General features: G+C 59.4%; 20 protein-coding genes. 9 read left to right on the forward strand and 11 right to left on the reverse strand.

The window, feature by feature from the left end:
* The first annotated feature begins 49 nt into the window (after positions 1 to 49).
* Positions 50 to 943, forward strand: coding sequence for a DMT family transporter (locus tag AK821_RS16345; RefSeq protein WP_064390634.1), 894 nt, complete (start codon positions 50 to 52; stop codon positions 941 to 943).
* Between the two features lie 3 nt (positions 944 to 946).
* Here AK821_RS16345 and AK821_RS16350 read toward each other — a convergent pair whose 3' ends face one another.
* Positions 947 to 1,762 carry an AraC family transcriptional regulator gene (locus tag AK821_RS16350; protein ID WP_064390635.1) on the reverse strand — a complete coding sequence of 272 codons (816 nt, stop codon included), beginning with the start codon at positions 1,760 to 1,762 and terminating at the stop codon, positions 947 to 949.
* Between the two features lie 132 nt (positions 1,763 to 1,894).
* On the opposite strand from AK821_RS16350, the gene AK821_RS16355 reads away from it, so the two are divergent.
* Both AK821_RS16355 and AK821_RS16360 read left to right on the forward strand, forming a co-directional pair.
* Positions 1,895 to 2,413, forward strand: a complete 519-nt coding sequence (locus AK821_RS16355; protein ID WP_064390636.1) for a carboxymuconolactone decarboxylase family protein — start codon at positions 1,895 to 1,897, stop codon at positions 2,411 to 2,413.
* A gap of 184 nt (positions 2,414 to 2,597) precedes the next feature.
* Complete coding sequence (locus AK821_RS16360; RefSeq protein ID WP_064390637.1) at positions 2,598 to 4,784, forward strand: GAF domain-containing hybrid sensor histidine kinase/response regulator; 2,187 nt, start codon at positions 2,598 to 2,600, stop codon at positions 4,782 to 4,784.
* A 12-nt stretch (positions 4,785 to 4,796) separates the two neighbouring features.
* Here the strand turns inward: AK821_RS16360 and AK821_RS16365 are convergent, their stop codons facing one another.
* Positions 4,797 to 6,242 carry a SulP family inorganic anion transporter gene (locus AK821_RS16365; RefSeq protein WP_064390638.1) on the reverse strand — a complete coding sequence of 482 codons (1,446 nt, stop codon included), beginning with the start codon at positions 6,240 to 6,242 and terminating at the stop codon, positions 4,797 to 4,799.
* A 157-nt stretch (positions 6,243 to 6,399) separates the two neighbouring features.
* Here AK821_RS16365 and AK821_RS16370 point away from each other — a divergent pair, with 157 nt between their 5' ends.
* Together AK821_RS16370 and AK821_RS16375 are read left to right on the forward strand one after the other, a co-directional pair.
* Positions 6,400 to 6,717 carry a DUF7693 family protein gene (locus tag AK821_RS16370; RefSeq protein WP_064390639.1) on the forward strand — a complete coding sequence of 106 codons (318 nt, stop codon included), beginning with the start codon at positions 6,400 to 6,402 and terminating at the stop codon, positions 6,715 to 6,717.
* 53 nt (positions 6,718 to 6,770) lie between these two features.
* On the forward strand, positions 6,771 to 7,316 hold the full coding sequence (locus tag AK821_RS16375; protein WP_064390640.1) for a hypothetical protein: 546 nt from the start codon (positions 6,771 to 6,773) through the stop codon (positions 7,314 to 7,316).
* A gap of 40 nt (positions 7,317 to 7,356) precedes the next feature.
* On the opposite strand, the gene AK821_RS16380 is transcribed toward AK821_RS16375, so the two are convergent.
* Positions 7,357 to 7,992 (reverse strand): hypothetical protein, encoded by a 636-nt coding sequence (locus AK821_RS16380; RefSeq protein ID WP_064390641.1) that lies wholly within the window; start codon positions 7,990 to 7,992, stop codon positions 7,357 to 7,359.
* A gap of 127 nt (positions 7,993 to 8,119) precedes the next feature.
* The gene (locus tag AK821_RS16385) at positions 8,120 to 8,578 is read right to left on the reverse strand and encodes a GNAT family N-acetyltransferase (RefSeq protein WP_064390642.1); all 459 of its coding nucleotides are present in this window, start codon (positions 8,576 to 8,578) and stop codon (positions 8,120 to 8,122) included.
* A 143-nt stretch (positions 8,579 to 8,721) separates the two neighbouring features.
* On the opposite strand from AK821_RS16385, the gene AK821_RS16390 reads away from it, so the two are divergent.
* Entirely contained in the window at positions 8,722 to 9,366 is a 645-nt protein-coding gene (locus tag AK821_RS16390) for a TetR/AcrR family transcriptional regulator (protein WP_064390643.1), read from the forward strand.
* Positions 9,367 to 9,414: 48 nt separating this feature from the next.
* Here the strand turns inward: AK821_RS16390 and AK821_RS16395 are convergent, their stop codons facing one another.
* The 3 genes from AK821_RS16395 to ggt all read right to left on the reverse strand — a co-directional run bounded on the left by AK821_RS16395 (position 9,415) and on the right by ggt (position 12,958).
* On the reverse strand, positions 9,415 to 10,434 hold the full coding sequence (locus tag AK821_RS16395) for a lysozyme inhibitor LprI family protein (protein WP_064390644.1): 1,020 nt from the start codon (positions 10,432 to 10,434) through the stop codon (positions 9,415 to 9,417).
* A gap of 196 nt (positions 10,435 to 10,630) precedes the next feature.
* Entirely contained in the window at positions 10,631 to 11,164 is a 534-nt protein-coding gene (locus tag AK821_RS16400) for a cysteine hydrolase family protein (RefSeq protein ID WP_064390645.1), read from the reverse strand.
* Between the two features lie 66 nt (positions 11,165 to 11,230).
* Positions 11,231 to 12,958, reverse strand: coding sequence for a gamma-glutamyltransferase (gene ggt / locus AK821_RS16405; RefSeq protein WP_064390646.1), 1,728 nt, complete (start codon positions 12,956 to 12,958; stop codon positions 11,231 to 11,233).
* 155 nt (positions 12,959 to 13,113) lie between these two features.
* Between ggt and AK821_RS16410 the strand changes: the two genes are divergently transcribed.
* Complete coding sequence (locus tag AK821_RS16410; protein ID WP_064390647.1) at positions 13,114 to 13,629, forward strand: methylated-DNA--[protein]-cysteine S-methyltransferase; 516 nt, start codon at positions 13,114 to 13,116, stop codon at positions 13,627 to 13,629.
* Positions 13,630 to 13,713: 84 nt separating this feature from the next.
* On the opposite strand, the gene AK821_RS16415 is transcribed toward AK821_RS16410, so the two are convergent.
* Positions 13,714 to 14,301 carry an NUDIX domain-containing protein gene (locus AK821_RS16415; protein ID WP_064390648.1) on the reverse strand — a complete coding sequence of 196 codons (588 nt, stop codon included), beginning with the start codon at positions 14,299 to 14,301 and terminating at the stop codon, positions 13,714 to 13,716.
* A 195-nt stretch (positions 14,302 to 14,496) separates the two neighbouring features.
* On the opposite strand from AK821_RS16415, the gene AK821_RS16420 reads away from it, so the two are divergent.
* Together AK821_RS16420 and AK821_RS16425 are read left to right on the forward strand one after the other, a co-directional pair.
* A complete protein-coding gene (locus tag AK821_RS16420) occupies positions 14,497 to 19,341 on the forward strand; it encodes an RHS repeat-associated core domain-containing protein (RefSeq protein WP_064390649.1) in 4,845 nt (1,614 codons plus the stop codon).
* 2 nt (positions 19,342 to 19,343) lie between these two features.
* Positions 19,344 to 19,754: a hypothetical protein gene (locus AK821_RS16425; RefSeq protein ID WP_064390650.1), complete on the forward strand. Its 411-nt coding sequence runs from the start codon at positions 19,344 to 19,346 to the stop codon at positions 19,752 to 19,754.
* A gap of 59 nt (positions 19,755 to 19,813) precedes the next feature.
* On the opposite strand, the gene AK821_RS16430 is transcribed toward AK821_RS16425, so the two are convergent.
* The 3 genes from AK821_RS16430 to AK821_RS16440 all read right to left on the reverse strand — a co-directional run bounded on the left by AK821_RS16430 (position 19,814) and on the right by AK821_RS16440 (position 22,203).
* Positions 19,814 to 20,872 carry a chitinase gene (locus tag AK821_RS16430; RefSeq protein WP_064390651.1) on the reverse strand — a complete coding sequence of 353 codons (1,059 nt, stop codon included), beginning with the start codon at positions 20,870 to 20,872 and terminating at the stop codon, positions 19,814 to 19,816.
* A 43-nt stretch (positions 20,873 to 20,915) separates the two neighbouring features.
* Complete coding sequence (locus tag AK821_RS16435) at positions 20,916 to 21,545, reverse strand: lytic polysaccharide monooxygenase auxiliary activity family 9 protein (RefSeq protein WP_064390652.1); 630 nt, start codon at positions 21,543 to 21,545, stop codon at positions 20,916 to 20,918.
* A gap of 220 nt (positions 21,546 to 21,765) precedes the next feature.
* Entirely contained in the window at positions 21,766 to 22,203 is a 438-nt protein-coding gene (locus AK821_RS16440) for a hemerythrin domain-containing protein (protein ID WP_064390653.1), read from the reverse strand.
* Positions 22,204 to 22,322: the final 119 nt, after the last annotated feature.

Here is a 22,322-nt window from a genome sequence, read left to right on the forward strand (position 1 = left end):
CGACCCTAGGATGATCACAACGCAACCCCACTGCCGAGCGCGATCAGACATGGAACGAACCTCGACCCTGAACACCCCGATCCGGGAAAAAACCAGTGGCTGGATCAACGGTTTTATCGGCGTGGTGATTTTCAGCGGCTCGTTGCCGGCCACGCGCTTGGCGGTGTTGGAGTTCGACCCGGTGTTTCTCACGGTGCTGCGTGCGGCCATCGCTGGCGTGCTGGCCGTGGCCTTGCTGTGGCTGTTTCGCGAACGGCGCCCGGCGCGCAATCAGTGGTTGTCGTTGCTGATCGTGGCGCTCGGTGTGGTGCTCGGCTTTCCGTTGCTGACGGCATTGGCCCTGCAACACGTGACGTCGGCGCATTCGATTGTGTTCGTCGGATTATTGCCCTTGGCCACGGCGCTTTTCGGCGTGCTGCGTGGCGGCGAGCGTCCACGGCCGGTGTTCTGGATATTTTCCGTGCTGGGCAGTGCGCTGGTGGTGGGCTACGCGGTCTCTCAGGGGCTGACCGCCTCGCCCACCGGCGACTTGCTGATGCCCGCAGCGATTGTGGCCTGCGGCCTCGGCTATGCCGAAGGCGCGAAGCTGTCGCGCGGCCTCGGCGGCTGGCCGGTGCTTTGCTGGGCGCTGGAGTTGGCGTTGCCGCTGATGGCGCTGTCGCGTGTGTGGCTGGCGCCCGCCTCGTTCGGCCAGATCAGCCTGTCGGCGTGGCTGTGTCTGGCGTATGTGTCGTTGTTCAGCATGCTGATCGGGTTTGTGTTCTGGTATCGCGGTCTGGCCCAGGGCGGGATCGCCGCGGTCGGTCAGTTGCAGTTGCTGCAACCGTTTTTCGGTCTGGCATTGGCGGCGACCTTGCTGCACGAACAGGTCAGCCTCGGCATGCTCGCGGTGACCTTGGGTGTGATCGTGTGCGTGGCCGGGGCGAAGAGATTCGCCAAATGACCTTCAGGAACCGGCCTTCCATTCCCGTGGACTGAGGCCGGTCTTGCGCCGAAACGCCCGGGCCAGCGCCGACGGACTTTCGTAGCCGCCTTCCTCGGCAATCAGCGCAATCGGCTTGCCTTCGCGCAAACGCTTCTGCGCCAGACTGACCCGCCAGCTCAGCAGATAATCCGCGGGTGTCTGCCCGACCACGCGGCGAAACTGCTCGGCAAAACTGGCGCGGGACATGTTCGCCAGCGTCGCCAGTTCGGCCACGCTCCACGGCGTTTGCGGTTGCTCATGCATCGAATTCAAGGCCCGCGATAAACGTGCGTCCGCCAGCCCGGCGATCATCCCCGGTTGCTGTTCACGGCTGCTGATCAGATGCCGCAACAGCAAAATCACCAGCAGCTCGAACAGCCGATCCATCACCGCCATCCGCCCGCAATGCCCTTCGAAAGCTTCCCTGAACAGCCATTCGACCGTGCTCGCCAACTCGGGGATTTCAGTCAGTTTCAGCACCAGATAATCCGGCAACGCGGCGGCCAGGGCATTGCCTGAACCACCGTCAAAGGTCAGCGTTGCGCACACCACCTGGCTGTGCATGGCTTCGTCGGCAAACATCCGATGGGCAAACGGTCGGGGAAAGAAAATCAGCGACGGTTCGGTCAGACGGATCTCACGTTCGTTACCCGGCTTGACCAGCAGTTCACCCGCTTGCAACAGATGCACATGGCCGGCGGGTTCACCCTCGTGCACGGCGACACCGCAGAACGTGCCGCTGTGAAAGGTTCCGGCGTTCACGCCAAAATGGCTGAGCAAGGTGGATAAACGATCCATGGCTGACTCCCGTCGACATATCTGGACGATCTGTCGCATATCCTCGACGATTTGCCGCCAAAGCGCTACTCGCGATGCCTACCATTCACTCCATCGCCGGCGCACTTCGCACCGGACTTTCGGAGCATCACCATGAGCCGCATCAACACCATCAACCTCGACACCACCACCGACGCCACCCGCACTGTGCTGGAAGGCGTGAAAAAGAAAATCGGCTTCCTGCCGAATCTGTTCGCGACACTGGCTACAGCGCCGGTTGCCCTCGACACCTATGTGCAAGCCTCGGCGATCCTCGGCAAGACCTCGCTGAGCGCCCAGCAAAAAGAAGCGGTGTACCTCGCCACGTCTCAGGTCAACGGTTGCGACTACTGCCTGGCGGCGCACACCTTGTTTGCCGGCAAGTCGGGGCTGTCGGCGCAGGACATCGTCGCGGCGCGTCAGGGCGAACTCAATGCGTACGCCGCCCTCGCCCGCCAACTGACCGAGAGCCGTGGTCACCTGAGCGACACGCAGATTGCCGCCGCCCGTGACGCCGGGATCGATGACGTGAAAATCATCGAAGTGATTGCCCTGGTGGCGGTTCAGACCCTGACCAATTATCTGAACAACACCGCGCTGACGGACATCGATTTCCCGGCCATCGACGCTTGATAAACGCCTGTATCGAAACGGTGGCGAGGGAGCGTGCTCTCTCGCCACAAATCGTTTGGCCGTGCCATGATGTTCACAGGCTCGAATCGTCTGCGTTGCCAACCAAGGTCTGGTGCTCTGAAACCAAACACCACGCGCGCGGGTCTTTTTTCACAGGCTGACGTCAGGAAAGACCCGACCCCCTATGACAAACTGGTTGCAAGACAACGGCGAGATGGCCGAACAGATCCGCAGGCACGACTGGGCGAGCACGCCCCTCGGCCCGTTGGAACACTGGCCGGATGTACTCAAGACCACCGTCTCGCTCTGTCTCGCTTCGCATTTTCCTCAGGCGATTGTCTGGGGCCCTGAATTGATCACTCTCTTCAACGACGCGTTCAGGCCGATCCTCGGCAACAAACCGCAGGCGCTCGGGCGTCCTTTCAGTACAGTCTGGCAAGAAGCCTGGCGCGAGATCAGCCCGATTGCCGAGGCTGCGTTTGCCGGCAAAGCCACCTATATCGAAAACTTTCCTCTGGTGGTGGAACGCGGCGCGGGCCCGGAACAGGCATATTTCACGTTTTGCTACAGCCCGATTCGCGACTCCCAAGGCCACATCGTCGGCCTGCTCGACACTGTGACCGAAACCACTCAAACCGTTTTTCTCAACCAGCGCCTCGCTGTGCTGGAGGCGATCGGCAACGCGGTGACCAACGCCAGCGACGCCGAGGCGATTCTCGCCGCAAGCACGCGCCTGATGGTCGAGCACCTTAACCTGTCCAATTGCGCCTATGCCGACATGGATGCCGACGAGGACGGCTTCACCATTCGCGGCGACTTTGCCGCGGCGGGCTCGCCAAGCATCGTCGGGCACTACAGCTTGCGCGACTTCGGCGAGAAAGCCGTGACCCTGCTGCACGCCGGCCAGCCGTTGATCATCCACGACAACCGCACCGAACTGCCGCCCGAGGAATCGGCGACATTCCAGGCCATCGGCCTCACCGCGACCATTTGCATGCCGCTGATCAAGCAAGGCCGGTTGACCGCGCTGATGGCCATTCACGACAAGCAACCACGCGCCTGGTCGCGGTTCGAACAGGCGCTGTTGAGTGAAGTGACCGAACGCTGCTGGGCGCACATCGAGCGCGTGCGCGCCGACGCCGAAGTGCGTCAGGGCCTGCTGGCGCTGGAGGAACTCAATGCCACGCTGGAGCAGCGGGTCGAGGAGCGCAGCGTGCGCCTGGCCCATGCCGAATCGGCGTTGCGCCAGTCGCAGAAACTCGAAGCCATCGGCCAGCTCACCGGCGGCGTGGCCCATGACTTCAACAACCTGCTGACGATCATTCGTTCCTCGGTGGACTTCCTGCGGCTGCCGAACCTCTCCGACGAGCGCCGCCAGCGCTACATGCGCGCAGTGTCCGATACGGTCGAACGCGCGGCGAAACTGACCAGCCAACTGCTCGCCTTCGCCCGTCGTCAGCCGTTGAACCCGGAAGTCGTCGATGCCGGTGAGCGGCTGGCGAACATTGGCGAAATGCTCGAATCAGTGACTGGCGCGCAGATTCATATCAGCGTCGAGCGTCCGGATCAGCCGTGCTACATCCGCGCCGACCTGAGCCAGTTCGAGACCGCGCTGATCAACATTGCCCTCAACGCCCGCGATGCCATGGACGGTCAGGGTCTGCTGAAGCTGCGACTGGAAGGCGGCAAACCGTTGCCGGCGATTCGTGCGCATGCCGGTTCGCGCAGTCCGTTCGTGGCAATTACCCTGACCGACAACGGCACCGGCATCGACGCAAAAACCCTCGAGCATATTTTCGAACCGTTCTTCACTACCAAGGATGTCGGCAAAGGCACCGGCCTTGGGTTGTCGCAGGTGTTCGGCTTCGCCAAGCAGTCGGGCGGTAACGTCGATGTATCCAGCGTGGTTGGCGAGGGCACGGTGTTTACGCTCTACCTGCCGCAAGTCAGCGCCAGCGTGGTCGCAGCGCCGGAAGACATCGAAATCAAGGAGACGCCAACGGCGGATATCCGCCGTCGGGTGCTGGTGGTCGAGGACAATCTCGATGTCGGCCGTTTCGCCCAGCAGATCCTTGAGGATCTGGGTTACGAAACCACTTGGGCGACCAACGCCGAAGAAGCGTTGCAACTGGTGGGCGCCGATGCCATGGCGTTCGATGCGGTGTTTTCCGACGTGGTGATGCCGGGGATCAGCGGCGTCGCGCTGGCCAAAGAGCTGCGCCAGCGACGCCCGGACCTGCCGGTGGTGCTGACCTCGGGCTACAGCGAAGAACTGGCGCGCAGCGGTTACGAAGGTTACGACTTTCTGCCCAAGCCCTACTCTGCCGATCAGGTCTCGCGCATCCTCGGCAAGACCTGGCTCAAGGGCTGATCGGAGCCCGACTCAGTCGTGATCGACACCGGCGCGCTTGAGCAACTTCTTGCAGCGCTCCGACAGATGAAATACCTGCACATGCTTGCCGGCCTTGGCGTAGCGTTCACGCAGGGTTTTCAACGCGGCGATCGCCGAGTAATCGACGAAGCTCAAGTGGCGACAGTCCAGCGTGACCTTTTGCGGGTCGTTGGCCGGGTCGAACTGGTTGAGAAACGGCGTGGTCGAGGCGAAGAACAGCGTGCCGTGCAGGCGATAGAGTTTGCTGCCGTCGCTCTCCAGATGCTCATCGGCGTACAACTCGCGGGCTTGCTGCCAGGCGAAGTTGAGCGCAGCGATGATGATCCCGCACAGCACCGCCGTGGCCAGATCGGTAAACACGGTGATCGTGGTCACGGCGATGATCACCAGCACATCGTTGAGCGGAACCTTGTTCGCCACCCGCAGCGACGCCCAGGCGAAGGTCTGCTGCGACACTACGAACATCACGCCGACCAATGCGGCCAGCGGAATGCGCTCGATCAGCGGTGACAGAAACAAAATGAACAACAGAATCAGCACGCCCGCGACCACCCCGGACAAACGCCCGCGACCACCGGAACTGAGGTTGATCACGGTCTGGCCGATCATCGCGCAACCGCCCATGCCGCCGAACGCGCCGGACACCACGTTCGCCGCACCGAGCGCCACGCATTCGCGATCCGGGTAGCCACGGGTTTCGGTGATTTCATCGGTGAGGTTCAGGGTCAGCAAGGTTTCCAGCAGACCGACCAGCGCCATCAGAATCGCGTACGGGGCGATGATGCGCAGGGTGTCCAGGTTCCACGGAATGTCCGGCAGCGCGAACGTCGGCAGGCCGCCGGCAATGTGCGCCATGTCGCCGAGGGTGCGGGTCGGCAGGCCGAACAGATAAACCAGCAAACCGACGCCAAGGATCGCCACCAGTGCCGGCGGCACTGCTTTGGTCAGGCGCGGCAGAATGTAGACGATGGCCATGGTCAGCGCCACCAGACCGGTCATCAGGTACAACGGCGTGCCGCTGAGCCAGTCCTCACCGCTCTTGAAATGCTCCAGTTGCGCCAGCGCAATGATGATCGCCAAGCCATTGACGAAGCCGAGCATCACCGGGTGCGGCACCATGCGCACGAGTTTGCCCAGGCGCAGCAGCCCGAACGCCATCATGATCAGACCGCCGAGCAGCACCGTCGCCAGCAGATACTGCACGCCCTGTTGCACCACCAGCGCGACAATGACCACGGCCATCGAACCTGCGGCACCGGAGACCATCCCCGGCCGGCCGCCGAACAATGCGGTCAGTGTGCAAATGATGAAAGCGCCGTACAGGCCCATCAGCGGATTGAGGTGCGCCACCAGCGCGAACGCAATGCATTCGGGCAACAGGGCAAACGAGGTGGTGAGTCCGGCCAGGACATCGGCGCGCAGACGTTTCGGTTTCATGGCTTACCTGACTGAGCGGCCGACGAGTACGGCCGCAGGTGTTCGGGGAAAAGAGGGTTGCGGATGTTACGGAATTGTTCAGGATCGGGCCAGTGAACGCTGACACTTGTCGGCTCGGGCTTTATGCTGGCGCGCTCCTCTGGTCATTGAGTTCGACATGTCTGCATTTCTGACGTCCCGCGAGGTGTGCCAGCGTTTGCGTGAAGCGGCACTCGGAGTGCTCGCGTTCAAAGTCTGCGAAGCACCCGTCGAGACCGCAATGGTCACAGTCGATATCGACGGCTGGCGCCTGCTGCTGGATTTTGCCGGGGGGCGATTACATCACTGTGAATATGCCCGCAGCGGCGATGGACAAGAAGGCTCGCTAGAACACTGGCAGCGTTTTGGCACCGACCCGGTAAGTTTGCTCAGTACTTGGGAACTGGCGCAGATCGAGCACTTGCTCAACGTGCAAGCGAACGAGGTTGCTCAATGATGGCACTCTGCCCATAATTCGCGCCCTCCTCTATTCCCACGCAAGGAACTGCCGTGAAGAAGTCGCTGTTGTTGATCCCGATGCTGGCCCTGCTACTGCAAGGCTGTGGCATGACCATGACCCGCTACGAGCCAAGCTTTGAGAACGTCCAGAAGCTCAAGCAGACCCCGCCGCTGCACGCGATCAGCAATCCTCAGGTCACCGCCGAATCCGGTGAAGGTTCGCTGGTGGTCCGCGCCAACCCGGTGCGCTCGCCGTCCGGCAGCATCCCGGCGCACATTCAGGACGCGATCACCGAAGAACTGAGAAAGGCCGGTCTGCTCGATCCACAGGCGCAGCGTCAGTTGAAAGTACTGGTGGTGAAGAACGAACTGTCCGCCGGCATGGGCACCGGCGACGGCAAACTGGCCGCTCGCTTTACACTGCTCAACGGCAACGATGTGGTGTACGACGCCACCAAAGATGTCAGCAGCCAGTGGAGCAGCAGCTTCTTCGGTTTCATTGCGATCCCGAACGCGGTCAACGCTTACAACCCAATGGTGCGCGATTTGCTGAAGGAACTGTACAGCGATCCACAGTTCATTCAGGCCCTGAAATAAGGGCAAAAAAAAGAGCCGCGATTGCGGCTCTTTTTTCGCTTCAAACCCGTGGAATACCGGTTTCGAGTGCCGAGTACTTCAGGTTTTTGTTATCAACCATTTGCTTGAGCAACGCGTTGACCTGACGGGTAAAGGTGTCATTTACCGCGTCTTTAGTCGTGTTGGCCATCAGCGGGATAAACCAGATGCCGATCCAGGTACCGACCGCATCGTGGTTGCTCGCAGTGGTCAGGGCCTGACCTTGGCCATCCATGCCTTCCAGGCTCAAGGTGTACTGATCAGTGCCGTACGCCGGGATCACCATCATGCTGAAGCCGCTGATGAAGGCCAGCACCATGGAACCTGCATTCGGCGGATGGTTGTACATTTTCAGACGCAGGCTGTAGTCGCCCGGCTGCTTCTGGAACTCGTCCAGAGTGACACGGCCGAACAGACCCGAATCGGTAAGGATTTTTTGCAGCTGTGGTTTCAGTTGATCACGTGCCTGCGGCACTTCCACGGCGGAACCACTTTTCGGCTCGCCCTGATAGAAATCGAAATCGACGTAGACGTTTGGCTTGTTGGTGTAGCTGGCCATCGACGGCATGGTCACCGGCGCCACTTCGTCTTTGGTGAAACTGGCACAGCCGCCCAGCGCAAGTACCAGCCCCAGCGCCAGAATTTTCCCGAATTGCATGATGTCCGTCCCTATGTGTACACGACCAAATGATGGCATTGAGCCTTCATTGCGAAGGCCGGGCGGATTCTAGAGAGAGCGGCCTTCCAGCGAAAGCCTGAAATGGCGAAATCGGCAAAAAAATTGCTCAGCCCTGCCGCAAGTCGAGCATGTAGGTGTAGAAACCACTGTCGCGTACGTAGCCGAGGGATTCGTACAAGCCTTGCGCCGTGAAGTTATCCGTGGCGGTTTCCAGCACCAATCCCTTGGCGCCGGTCGCCAAGGCAAAATCCCGCGCCGTGTTCATCAGCAGTCGGCCAACGCCGCGCCCACGGGCGGCAGGTGCAGTGAACAGGTCGCTGAGCAGCCAGGTGCGGTGGGCATCGATTGACGAGAATGTCGGATACAGCTGCACGAAACCCAGCGCTTCACCGTTCTCATCCTGAGCGAGAAAAATCGCTGACTCGTCACCGGCCATGCGCTCGGCGATGAAGGCGCGCGATTGCTCAAGGTTCGACGGCTGCTGATAAAAGCTTCGATAAGCGTCGAACAACGCCGCCACCGCATCCAGATGTGTCGCGTCGGCCCGCAAAGCATGAAGGGACATGGCCTCGCTCCGTTTCCAATCAATGATCGAATCATCATAGCGCTGTCTGTCGAGTGTACTGGCCTCATCGCTATATAGTTTTGTATATTGCGAATCCGAAATCGCCAGAACCTTTTCATGCCGTCCAGCCAATCTGTGTGTCCATGAGTGCCATCCGCGTCCGCAACGAGCAGTTGATCCTCGCCGCCGCCAGCGAGGAGTTTGCCGCCAACGGCTTCGACGCCACCCAGACCCGCGATATCGCGGCGCGTGCTGGGGTGCCCAAGGCCAATCTGTATTATTACTTCCAGACCAAGGAAAACCTCTACAGCAAAGTGCTGCTGGGTTTTGTCGAACCGCTGCTGGAGGCCTCGGCAGTGCTGCGTGAAAGCGATGATCCGCTGACGGGGCTGCGCGCCTACGTCGCCGCGCGGATTGGTATAGCCCGCGAACATCCGGCGATTGCCAAGGTGTTCAGTGGCGAGTTACTGCTTGGCGGTCGACAGTTGCCCGACGAGTGCCGCGATCTGTTGCGGACCGAAGCGCGGCGCAATGTTGAATGCCTGCGCAGCTGGATCGAACGCGGTTTGCTCGCGCCGGTGGACCCGGAGCATTTGATGCTGTTCATCTGGTCGGCGACGTGGACGTACACCAATATTGGCTGGCAAATGGGCCGGATCACCGGGCGCGAAGTGCCGCAGGATGAGGATTATCAAATGGCGGCGCAGACGATTACGCGTATGGTGCTTGAGGGCGTGGTCGTAGCGCCGCGAGTCGGCGAGATTCGTGGGGTTTTGTTTGCGACTTGAAGGGCTGTGGTTTCACAACCCCTCGGACGCCAGCAGGATTGATGCGGGTCAGGGCATGAAATCCACAGGCATATGGCCTTCCCCGCCTTTACTTGCATACCAGGCTTGCAGGACGTCGGGCATACGCCCTTTCCATTGCGCAACATTGGTGTAGTAACGCGCAAGGGTTTTACCCCCGGACTGGGGTACCAGGACTATGATCCAGAACTGCTCATTCGGTGCACGCATGACAATCGCCGCGTTGCTCGATGGCAATCCCCGGACCCAATAGTTGCTGACCTCACTGTTCGGCACGTCTTCAGAGGACTCACCGTCCATCTTCAAGCCGCAGTTTTGCAGTAGCGTCTGATAGTCGTCCTTGAGCAGCGTGTGCAGGATTTCGTTTTCCCGCTGGGTTTGTGCCACACCCAGCGTGAGCAAATCATAGTCGACCAAGACTGCCTGCTTCGATGGCACATACCGTCCACCGTAGTAAACGCCCATGCCGGCGCCGCAATCGGAATCAGCGCCATCCTGTACTACATCGATCAGGCCGTTGAGAGCCTTGAAGGTCAAGACACATTCTCCCTGCTCGTATCGGGCCTGCGTCCCCTTTATCGTTGCAATGCCTTCCAGTTCCCCCGAGTGGGAGCCGTTTGCGGCTGAAATATCAAAGGCGATGTGAGAAGCATCCTGGCGCCTGGTGGTGATTTCTGCCCCTTCCGAAACTCCCCAGGGAATGAGCTGCCAGGTGGCGTCCCAGGAAAACGGTTTGACCATGTATTCAAGTGCCGTGAGACGCATCAAATACTGCCGGCGCAAACAGGGAACCCGGTCTTCACATTGATTACGTTGCTTCAACCATCCTCGCTGATCCGTTTTAAGCGCCTTCGGATCGGCAACCTCTGCCAGAGTGGAACGCCAAAGCGAACCCAGTTTCTGGTCAAGATTCGAGAGGTACGAATCGGCGCAAATGGCTTTTTCAGTTTTGCTGGCAGCGCTGGCGCAATCGAAACTGCTGGCGTGGGTGACGGAGGCAAATGCAAAGGACGTCAGCGCCAGAACGTGACGCAGGGAAATAGCGAACATCGAGAGATTCCATTCTTCGGACGGCGGGCAGTATGCCAGTGCCGCCAGCGGAAATCCCTGATGTACATGGCAATCAGGGTTTCGCAATCACTGTAGGAGTGAGCCTGCTCGCGATAGCGTCCAGTCAGACGATGCTGCGCCAACTGACACACTGCCTTCGCGAGCAGGCTCACTCCTACAGGTTTTGTGTGGGTTGTCAGAACGTGATGTCGGCTGCGGGTTTGACGTCGATACGCGCCACGGAGCCGGTCAGGTGCGCCAGATCCTTGTTGTGTTCGGCGATGATGTCTTCGGCGCTCATTTTGCCGTTGTCGACGGTGGAATGGGCGTCCGCAACGAGCACCACGTCATAACCCAGTTGATGGGCCTGACGCACGGTGGCGTTGACGCAGTAATCAGTTTGCAGACCACAGATGACCAGTTTTTCGAAATCTTCGCTCGGCAGCAGTTTGCGCAAGTCAGTCTGGTAGAACGAGTCCGGGGTGGTTTTGCGTACGCGCAGGTCTTTGGGCGATGTCTCAAGCCCTTCGGCCAATTGCCAGCCTTCGGCACCATGGGCCAAGGGGCTGTCCTTCTCTTCGTGCTGAATCAGCACCACTGGCACACCTGCCTGGCGGGCGCGGATGCTGAGACCGTTGATGGTGTCGATCACCCGGTGAATGTCATGGCACTGATATTCGCCCGAGCAGAGGGCGCGCTGGACGTCGATGATCAGTAATGCGGTGGTCATGATGAGCCTTCCTTGATCAGTCCTTGAGACAGGGGCGGACGTGAGCCCGCCCCTTTTTTACGCCCCTCAGTAACCCAGTGACAAGCCGGTGTTGCGGCGAGGATCATTGGCGCCGTAGAAACGGTTTTTGCCAACGGGCTTACCGCCCAGCGAAGGTGCCCCCACCAGAATCGCGGCGATGTGGTTGGCGTCCTGCGGGCCGGCGAACTTGTGGCCCCAGCTCTCGAGAATCTTGCGCGTATCGGGGCTGGCGGCGAAGTCCTCGAGGTTGGTTTCCTCCGGCATCCACTGCTGATGGAAGCGTGGCGCATCGACCGCTTCCTGAAGGCCCATGCCGTAGTCGATGACGTTGAGCATGGTCAGCAAAGTCGCCGTGATAATGCGGCTACCACCCGGCGTGCCCACCACCATCACCACTTTGCCGTCCTTGGTGACGATGGTCGGGCTCATCGATGACAGCGGCGCCTTGCCCGGAGCGATGGCGTTGGCTTCGCCCTGCACCAGGCCGTACATGTTCGGCACGCCGACCTTGGAGGTGAAGTCGTCCATCTCGTCATTGAGGATCACCCCGGTTTTACTGGCCATCACACCGGCGCCGAACCAGTCATTGAGGGTGTAAGTGACCGAGACCGCATTGCCCCACTTGTCGACGATCGAATAATGCGTGGTGTTGCTGCCTTCATGCGGTGCGACGCCGGGTTTCAGCTCAGCCGAGACCCCGGCCTTCTGTGGCTGGATGGCGTCGCGCAGTTTGGTGGCGTAGTTCTTGTCGAGCAGGTGCTCGATGGGATTTTTCACGAAATCCGGATCGCCGAGGTAGCTGTTGCGATCCACGTATGCGTGGCGCATCGCTTCGATCTGATAATGCATGCCCTGGGCCGAATGGAAACCCAGATCCTTCATCGGATAGCCCTCGAGGATGTTCATGATCTGACAGATCACCACACCACCGGAGCTTGGCGGTGGCGCCGAGACCACGTGGTAACCACGGTAATCGCACTCCACCGGGGCCAGTTCGCGGGTCTTGTATTTGTCGAGGTCGGCCTGAGTGATGATGCCTTTGTTGGCCTGACTGGAAGTGACGATGGCATCGGCGACCCAGCCTTTATAGAAGCCATCGGCGCCTTTTTCGGAAATGGTCCGCAGGGTTTTACCCAGATCCTTTTGCACCAGTTTCTGTCCGACCTGCATCGGCTCGCCGTTGTGCAGGAAAATCGAACCGGAATCGCGCATGTCCTTCTTGAACACATCGGTGGCGTATTCCAGCAACTCGACGTCGCCCTGCTCCAGCGCGAAACCGTCTTCAGCCAGTTTGATCGCCGGGGCAATCATCTCCTTGCGCGGCTTGGTGCCGTACTTGCTCAGCGCCAGTTCCATGCCGGACACGGTCCCCGGTACGCCGACGGCCAAGTGGCCACGGGTGCTCAGGTCGGGAATGACGTTGCCTTCCTTGTCGAGGTACATATTGGCCGTCGCCGCCAACGGGGCCTTTTCGCGGAAATCGAGGAAGGTCTTGCGCCCGTCCGCCAATTGAATGGTCATGAAGCCGCCACCGCCGAGGTTGCCGGCTGCGGGATACACCACCGCCAGCGCGTAACCCACAGCGACCGCCGCATCGACGGCATTGCCGCCACTTTTCAATACGTCGACGCCCACGTGAGTGGCCAGATGCTGCGCGGTAACCACCATGCCGTTTTCGGCTGCAACCGGTGCGACTGACGCCGCGTGAGCCATGAGACAGCTGAGTGCCAGTGAGGTCGCAATCAGCGATCTGGCCAAAGGTTCGTACTTCATGAGTCGATCTCTTTTTTTGTTTTCAAGGGTCTGTGCAAAACAGAGCGGGGAACGCTGCAAGAGCACCAAGCAGTATGGTCGGCTTTGCGTATTGCGCCTCCCCGCTCAGGCAGTATGCTGGGCGCTGTTGCCGTCCTGATCCGGAGTCTGCCGTCATGTCCTATACGTTCATCACCCTGCCCTCGCCCGTCGGCGAGCTGAAGCTGGTCGCGAACGGTTCACGACTGGCGGCCATCCTCTGGGAAAATGACAAACCGAACCGCGTGCGCCTCGGGCCGATGAGCGAGGCACACGACAATCCGATCCTGATTCGAACGGCTCGACAACTTGAAGAATATTTTTCCAGGACGCGTGACTGTTTTGATCTGGAACTGGATTTCGCTGGCACCGATTTTCAGAAAAAGGTCTGGGCGGCGCTGCTGACCATTCCATTTGGCGAGACGCGGACCTACCGCCAGATTGCCGAACAGATCGGCAATCCCAGCGCCGTGCGGGCAGTGGGCGCAGCGAACGGACGCAACCCGATTTCCATTGTGGCACCGTGTCATCGGGTGATCGGCGCGTCAGGGAAACTGACCGGATTTGCCGGGGGCCTGGAGGCGAAAGAGCGCTTGCTGACACTTGAAGGTGGCGACTGGTCGCAGATTGGCAAAACCGGGGATTTGTTTTAGCCGTCAGATCGCAGCCTTCGGCAGCTCCTACCCTGGAATGCGTTGACCTGTAGGAGCTGCCGAAGGCTGCGATCTTTTGATTTATCAGTCAAACAAGTTATTCATCGCCGCATACTGCAACAGCATGATGGTCTTGGCGTCGCAGATCTCACCGCGCTGAAACGCCGCCAGCGCGTCATCGAACGCCCATTCCAGCACTTCCAGTTCTTCGGTCTCCTCTTCCAGACCACCACCGTCGCTGACCTTCGATGCGGCGTCGTATTCGGCAATGAAAAAGTGCAGCTTCTCGGTCACCGAGCCGGGGCTCATGTAAGCCTCGAATACCTTCTTCACATCATGTACGCGATAACCGGTCTCTTCCTCGGCTTCGTCGCGAATCCGTTGCTCCGGTGCCGCGCCTTCGAGCAACCCCGCCGCCACCTCGATCAGCAAACCATCATGACCATTGACGAACACCGGCAAGCGAAACTGCCGGGTCAATACCACCGTGCGCTGCTCGCGGTTGAACAACAAAATCGCTGCACCGTTACCACGGTCGTAGACCTCACGGGTCTGACGCTGCCACTCGCCATTGTTGCGGTGATAGTCGAAGGTGATTTTCTTCAGCAGATACCAGTCATGGGACAACACCTGAGTGTCGACGATGTTGACCCGCTCGGCTGTGTTGGACATGACGCTTGATCCTTTTGTCATTGAAGGCACCTGGGTAGGTAAAAGGCCTTTTTTGTGAACGAAAAAACGAAACCCTATACCGCCCTACAAACAATGTCGAAACATCCTACAGACATCACCTACTCGCCCGACTTCTTTCCTGACTGACCCCCCGCAAAGTCCCCGCACCTTTTTGATGTGCGCGAGAGACTGCGAATGCTTCCAACCGATCGGCTGCTGGCCCTGAACAACAGCATCGGCCTGCTCGTTGTTGCTGCTTTGAATCCCGATGAGCCGGACTTCGGACACCTGATCCGCGAATTCCGCCTGTGCCTGAACCACTACGACGCCTGGGCCGAGCAGTTCTGGACAGGCACCGCGCTGGATGTCGAGCAGGTCTTCACCGTCGGTAACGACGTGCGCCTCAGCGCGCCGATCACGTCGCGCCAATCCCTCAGTTCATCGGTGGTCATGTGCTCGGCCAGCGGGTCGCTGACGCTGGTGCATATGTTCGAGGCCGCGCGGTTCGTGCCGATCGGCGATACGCCGGTGACGCTCGAACCGGTGCTTGGCGATGTCGGCGGCGTACTGACTTTCGGCGAACCACGGCACCACACCATCGGCCCCAGCGGCATTCTGCAGGTGACCGATTGCGATCGGGGCCAGCGTTATCGCATCACCTTCTTTCCCGATGTTTCCACCGACCATGTGCAGGCGTTGTATGCCTCCTATCAGGGCATCATCGATGGCCTGGAGGGCTGGTTACGCGGGGAATGGCGCGAGTTTCAACCACAGTGGACGGAGTTTTCCAGCGCCGGGTTTCTTCAGCGTTACGGTCAGTTGCAACAGGCCGACTGGCGCGGGTTCGAGAAAGCTCTGAATGGCGTCTGGGATGACATCCGCCAGGTATTCGCCCTGCTCGCCGACTTGCAGGCCAACAGTGAAAAATTGCTGGAATACCTCAGCGAGGCCGAGCTTGAGGCGTTATTGAATGCCTCCAGCGACGCCATCGCCAACGGTCTGCTGATCCTCAGTGACGAACCTCTTCTGTTTATTCATCTGGCCGCGTTTACCAGTTGGCTGAAGATGCTGCCGCCGCAGTACCTGGCCGAAGTGGTGGCCGAGGTGCGGGTCGAACTGCTGATCAGTTTTCTGCTGATGGGCTTGTCGGGTGGCGTCGGCGTGCCGCTGCGCTTGAGCAGCAAGGTGCTGGCGAAGATCAAGTCGCCGCGCGCGCGGGAATGGCTGGCGGCTTCGGCTTTGCGCTTGGCCGAACTGACGTCCTCGGCGGATTTGACGCGGCATGCCAGCGTTTTGAAGCCGCTGATGCTCAATGTGCGTGACGTTGAGTTGAAACCGACACCGGCGATACCGCTGAACATTCGTCAGGCCGATTCGCTGGTGTTGACCGTGCCGAATCCGGCACCTGTTGTGCGTGACAAGCCTGGCGGTTCGAGCAGGATCGAGCGACATGAGCCGCATGACGATTCGCCGGATCAGGCGAAAAATCCCAACGGTGACAGCGCCGATTGCGTGCCGCGCACCTGCACCAACGGTTGTCCGGTGTCGATGGTCACCGGTGAAGAACTGCTGACCCTGACTGATGCCGTGCTCGATGGCGTGTTGCCTTTTGAGTTCACGCGGTTGTATCGCTCCAGCGCCGCCGAAATCGATGTTGGGTTGGGGTTTGGCTGGAGTCATTCGCTGGCGCATCGGCTGGAATTTTTCGCTGATGAGGTTGTTTGGGTCGATCACGAAAACCGGCGTACCCGTTTTCCGTTGCCGAGTATTGAACAGCCGGCGATTCACAACAGTTTGTCGCGGGCGGCGATCTTTCTTGGCGATGAGCCGGAGGAGCTGATTCTCGCGCTGGCCGGGGAAACAGCGCGGTTTTATCACTTTCGTGCGGGACGGCTGACGGCGATCAGCGATGCCTATGGCAATCGTCTGACGCTGCAGCGCGATCGGTCTGACCGGGTGCAGCGACTGGATAACGGCGCCGGACGCTCGCTGCTGTTGCGGTATGACCGCGCGCAATTGCTCGGTGTTGATTATCAGGTGTTTCGTGACGGTGCCTGGAGCACCGAACAGGCGCTGGTCAGTTATCGCTGCGACACCTATCAGCACCTGATCGAAGCCAGCAACGCCGTCGGTGACAGCGAGCGCTACGACTACGACGACGCCCACGTGATCCTGAAGCGGCAACTAGCCGGTGGGGCGAGTTTCTTCTGGGAATGGGAGCGGTCGGGGAAAGCCGCGCGTTGCGTGCGTCACTGGGCGTCGTTTTCGCAGATGGACACCCGTTACGTCTGGAAGGACGACGGCAGCGTCGCGGTGCATTACGTCGATGGCACCGAAGAGACGTACGTCCACGACGAGCGTGCGCGGCTGGTGCGCAAGGTCGAGGCCGATGGCGGCGAGCAGCTCAAGGCCTATGACTCCTCGGGCCGCTTGATAGCCGAGCAGGATGCCTTGGGCGCCGTCACCGATTACCGCTACGACGAGGTCGGACGGCTGATTGCGCTGATTCCACCGGACGAGGCGCCCACTTCTTACGAGTATCGCAACGGTTTCCTGCATCGGCGTTCGCGCGGCGAGGCGGTGTGGATCTACCGGCGCAATGCCGAGGGTGATGTCACCGAAGCGGTCGACCCCGACGGTCAGGTTACCCATTACTACTACGACACCCGTGGCCAGTTGCTGTCGATCCGCTATCCGGACAGCAGTCGGCATCGGCTGGCCTGGAATGCCCTCGGCCAGTTGACCGAAGAAACGCTGCCCGACGGCGGCGTACGGCGCTTTTCCTACGATGCGTTGGGGCGACGGACCACCACCGCCGACGAACACGGTGCGGTCATCCGGCAACATTGGGACGCCGTCGGCCGACTGATTCAGACGACATTTCCTGACGGCAGCACCCGCGCCTACAGCTACGGCGCCTACGGTCAGGTCACTGCCGAGCGCGATGAACTCGGGCGCATCACTCGTTATGAATACGACGATGACCTGCACTTGGTTTCGCGGCGGATCAACCCTGATGGCACACGGGTGCAGTACCGCTACGACCATGCGCAGTTATTGCTCACCGAGATCGAAAACGAGTCCGGGGAAAAATATCGGCTGGACTACACGCCGACCGGGCTGATTCGTCAGGAAAGCGGTTTTGACGGCCGGCGTACAGCGTATGCCTATGACCTCAATGGGCATCTGCTGGAGAAGACCGAGTTCGGTGATGACGGCTCGCAACTGGCCACTGCTTACGAGCGCGATGCTGCCGGGCGTCTTCTGCTCAAAACCCTGCCCGACGGGATCAAGGTCACCTACCAATACGACCGACTCGGTCGTTTGATTGGGGTCGACGACGGCCAGCAACACCCGCTGGCCTTCGAGTACGACCGTCAGGACCGGCTGATCACCGAGCATCAGGGCTGGGGCACTCTGCGCTACCGCTACGATGCCTGCGGCCAGCTCAAACGCATGCGCCTGCCGGACAACAGCGTGCTCGACTACCGCCACGCCAAGGGTGGCGCGTTGACCGACATCGACCTCAACGGCACGCCGCTGACCCGCCACGTCTACCAGTCCGGGCGCGAACTGCAACGCCAACAGGGTTTGCTGCTCAGCGAATACTCCTACGACGATCAGGGACGATTAACCGCCCACGCCGTAGGCCATCAGCGCGATTCGTTGTACCGCCGCGATTATGCCTACAGCGCCAACGGCAATCTCGCTCACATTGCCGACAGCCGCCACGGCCAGCGCACCTACGCCTACGACGCCCTCGACCGGCTGATCCGCGTGCGCCATTCGCGCGACGAACTGCCGGAATCCTTTGCCCACGACCCGGCCGGCAACCTGTTGATGCAGGACCGCCCCGGCCCCAGTCAGATCACGGGCAATCGCCTGCTGATGCAGGGCGACCGCCACTATGACTACGACGCCTTCGGCAACCTGATCCGCGAACGCCGCGGCCGCGCCCAGACACTCGTCACCGAATACCGCTACGACAGCCAGCACCGCCTGATCGGCCTGACCCGCCCCGACGGCCAGACCGCCAGTTACCGCTACGATGCCTTTGGCCGGCGCATCAGCAAAACCGTCAACGGTGAGACCACCGAGTTCTTCTGGCAGGGCGACCACCTCGTCGCCGAAAGCAGCGAACACGAATACCGCAGCTACGTCTACGAACCCGGCACCTTCCGCCCGCTGGCGCTGCTCGACGGTAAAGGCCCGAAAAAGGCCTGCCCGTTCTATTACCAACTCGACCACCTCGGCACCCCGCTGGAACTCACGGATTACAGCGGAGAAATCGTCTGGGCTGCGCAGTACGACGCCTACGGCAAGGTCGCCGCGCTGAGCCTGGCCGGCGAGGACTACCTCAACCAGCCGCTGCGCTTTCAGGGGCAATACTTCGACGGCGAAAGCGGCCTGCATTACAACCGGCACCGGTATTACGACCCGAGGCTGGGGCGGTACCTGACGCCGGATCCGATCAAGTTGGCCGGTGGATTGAATCAGTACCAGTACGTGCCGAATCCAACGGGGTGGGTGGATCCGTTGGGGTTGAACTCTAACTGCCCGCCGCCGAAGAAACCTGGGTGTGAGGTGCCGGGCGGGATTGGTGGGGCTAAGGTTGATGAGGGTGAACCCAAGCCTCCCACCCCACACCATGAAAACTACTACCTTTATCGTGGAGACGATCGAGAGCCTTGGGAGGTATTTGAAGCAGGGTTTGAACCATGGGGCGATAGCACAGATTTGTATCTGCATGCTCTGGATAACAAGAGTCCTCCTAGCTGGTTCGTCAGTACCACCGTATCCGAAAAAGAAGCGATGAAATTCGCAACTGGTCATGGATTTGCTGATGGATACATTTATATCCTGAAAAATATACGTGGCCTTAACGTCAACAAAGAGTTGGGGGCCATGTCGCCGCACCGTCGTGAGGTAGAAATAGCCGTTCCCGGAGGTATCAACAATAGGGACATTGTTGGCGCCACTCCCGTTACAGAGGACGGTGAGTACATCGGCTATTCGATACCCAACCCCTATAGGAAGTGACCGTGAAAAAAATAGAAATCCAGATAATAAAAAACAAAATCAAAGAAACGGCGAGTTTAGTGGTAGATAGAAAAACGAAAACGCTTATTTTTTCTACCAAGGATGGTTTATCAACAACGCGTACCTCCGAAGATCTATACCAATGCTTCGGCTTGATCAGAGCAGACTTCCCCGACATCAAATTTCTATGCAAAGGCGCCAAAATAAACGTCCACCCTTCCCGCATGAGCTCGCAAATGTCAGCAGGTCTGGTCGCTTACGAAGTCAGAGCGGGACATCCGACCGAAGAGGAAGACCTCGTTCGTATTTTTGATTACGAGGAAAACGATCTAACGAGCGACATAGAAGAGCAGAAAAAACACTACAAACGTTGGATTGAGTCACTCGACTCTACGCACCCATTACCGACTTGATGCAATAACCGTTTAAAAAATAAAAGCCCGGCAGCGCTACCGGGCTTCTTTATTTGCAACTACCGGGCGATGTGCGATTGCATGTCATCGACATCCTGCCCAACGGAACGCCCCCCCTGAATCAACGGCCCATAACGCCGGCTGAACTCCCAGTTGTACGGCACGCCATCCTTGCTGGTGCCGTTGTCCCAATTCACCGACCAGGTCATCAAGCCTTTGATCGGCAGCCCCTTGATCGCCAGACGCTTGAGGACATTCCCGACCACGGTTTTATCGATCACATAACCGGTAGCCGCCGCATCATTGTTGGCTGGCATGCCGATGACGAACTTGTCCGCCGGGATCCGCGTGAAGCCGCGAGTGCCGGTCACCAGACTTTCGGTCAGGTAATAGAGGAAATCCTCCTTCAGCGCATCGTTGTTCTGCGCAATCCACGCACCCGCACCATTGTTGGCCTCCGGCACCCAGACCCCGTCGCCACCCTGGTTGTAGAACTGTGGGGCGACAAAGTCGTAGTAGCCTTCCAGTGCCTGCAGGTAGCTCACGTATTTACCGGTGCTGGTCAGGTACGGAAACTCCGGGGCCATGCTGATGATGAAGTGCTTGCCCTGGCCTGCGTAGTGATCCTTGACCAGTTTCAGCGCGGCCGGCAGGACGGTCTTGTTGGCAGCGAAGTCAATCGCGCTCTGTTCAAGATCGATGTCCAGTCCGTCGAAGCCGTAGGTTTCCACCAGACGGATGATTTCATTGGCCAACGGTTGTTCCTGACCGCTGCGCAACTCGATGTGCGCATCGGCACCGCCGAGGGAAATCAATACGGCCCGCCCTTGGCTGTTGAGTACGCCGACCTGACGGCGGAACTCGGCATCGGAAACGTTGAACGGCTTGAAGGTCGGAATCCCGCTGCCCTTCATGAAAGCGACCGCAACGACGTTGTATTCCTTGGGCACCTCCTCCAGCGAAAGGCTGGCGAAGCGACCCTGGCGATAACCGTCGCTCGGGCCCGCCGGCCAGTTGTGCCAGAAGCCCATAAGGATCTTTTTACCGGCAATGCTCGGCATCAGCGAGGCGGCATCGCTCACCGCGCTTTGCACTAAAGAGAAATCGATTTTTGACATGTTCTAATCCTTCAGAACGTGTGGGTTTGACGACGCAGCGCCGTTACTTGAAGTCGACGTCGAAGGCCTGATAGAAGGCGTTGCCGGTGTTGGCAACGATCCACATCAGTACGATCACATGATGGCCCGTCTTGTTGGCCGGTAGTTTCACCGCATGATTGACCTTGGCCTTCAACTCATTCGGGTAGCTGTAATAAGGCACCTGAGTGTAGAAGTCCTCGAAGAACGGTTGGGCTTCCAGTTGCGCACGAGTGATGCGTTGTTTCGGGTCCCAGCCATCCTTGGTGATCAGCCAGCGGTAACCACGGGTGGTGTGCGGCGCGGTGTATTCCCATTTGATTTCGAGGGTTTGCCCCGGGGTGACATTGAGCAGCGGCCAGGTGAATGGACGGGAGAGCTTCTTGCTCATTTCGTCATTGGTGAAGTTCACGCAATCGCGGGCATCGCTCTTGCCGCCGCTGAGTATGTAGCCATCAGCCGGTGGCGTGACACTGTCCGAGTCGGTCTGGTAAGGGGCCGGGAACGGGCCCGCTGCCAGCGCCGGGAAATTTTTCCCGCCTTCCATTTCATTGACCTGCCAGGCGCCGAGCAATCCTTGCTCGATCGCTACCGCACCGCGGCTTGCAGGGGAAATCACACGACCGTGTCGCAGTTGGGTTTGTGGTTGATTCATGTTTTTCACTCCGTTGATTTAAGAACTCTCCTTTCCGAGGAGAGGCCTTCAAGCTAACGGAGACGGATTTTTTGTCCATCGGCGGTTTTGTCGCAGTTAGCGGCGTTAAAACCTGAAAACACCGCAAACACTGGATGTATATACAGCCATTGCGATAAAACCCACCCTAAATGACGCCAAAGGATTACACGTCAATGCTGCAAAAGCTGCCATTCAGTACTCACGGCAGCTGTGCCTTGAACTCCTTTTCGTACTGACCGGCGAGCTGTACTTTCTGTTTTTCGTTGAGTAATTTGCCGGCCATCTGGAAGAATTTCTGCTCTTCTTCTTTCAAATGATGATGAACCTTGTCCGACAGCTTCTTGGCAGTTACCAACCACGCCGGACTGGACATCTCGGTCTCGTCGAGTTCTTCCATCATCTCGTCCATTTCATGGTGTTCGGCGATGGCATGGCGGCTCAGATCGACCCCCTCGTCAAGCTCCATCAACGGGATGTAGAAATGGCGCTCTTCGGCGGTTTCATGGGCCTGGAGTTCTGCCTTGAGCTGTTTGTAGGCTTCGACCCGCTCAGGCGTGTCACCGCTGGTTTCGATCAACGTCTTGGCGTACGTACGCTGGCGGTCATGGCTTTCGCGAAGGGCTTCGAAAATGTTCATGGGATGTCCTCATCAACCGCGTGCTGGAATGACGCTGTAACAGCTAGACCCCGGCGCGTGAGCGGCAGTTCCAAAGGGTTGAAACGGGGCTTGGAAGATGACCGCGCGGCAGGATAGGC

The organism is Pseudomonas sp. RIT-PI-r, assembly GCF_001297015.1.
GTDB lineage: Bacteria > Pseudomonadota > Gammaproteobacteria > Pseudomonadales > Pseudomonadaceae > Aquipseudomonas.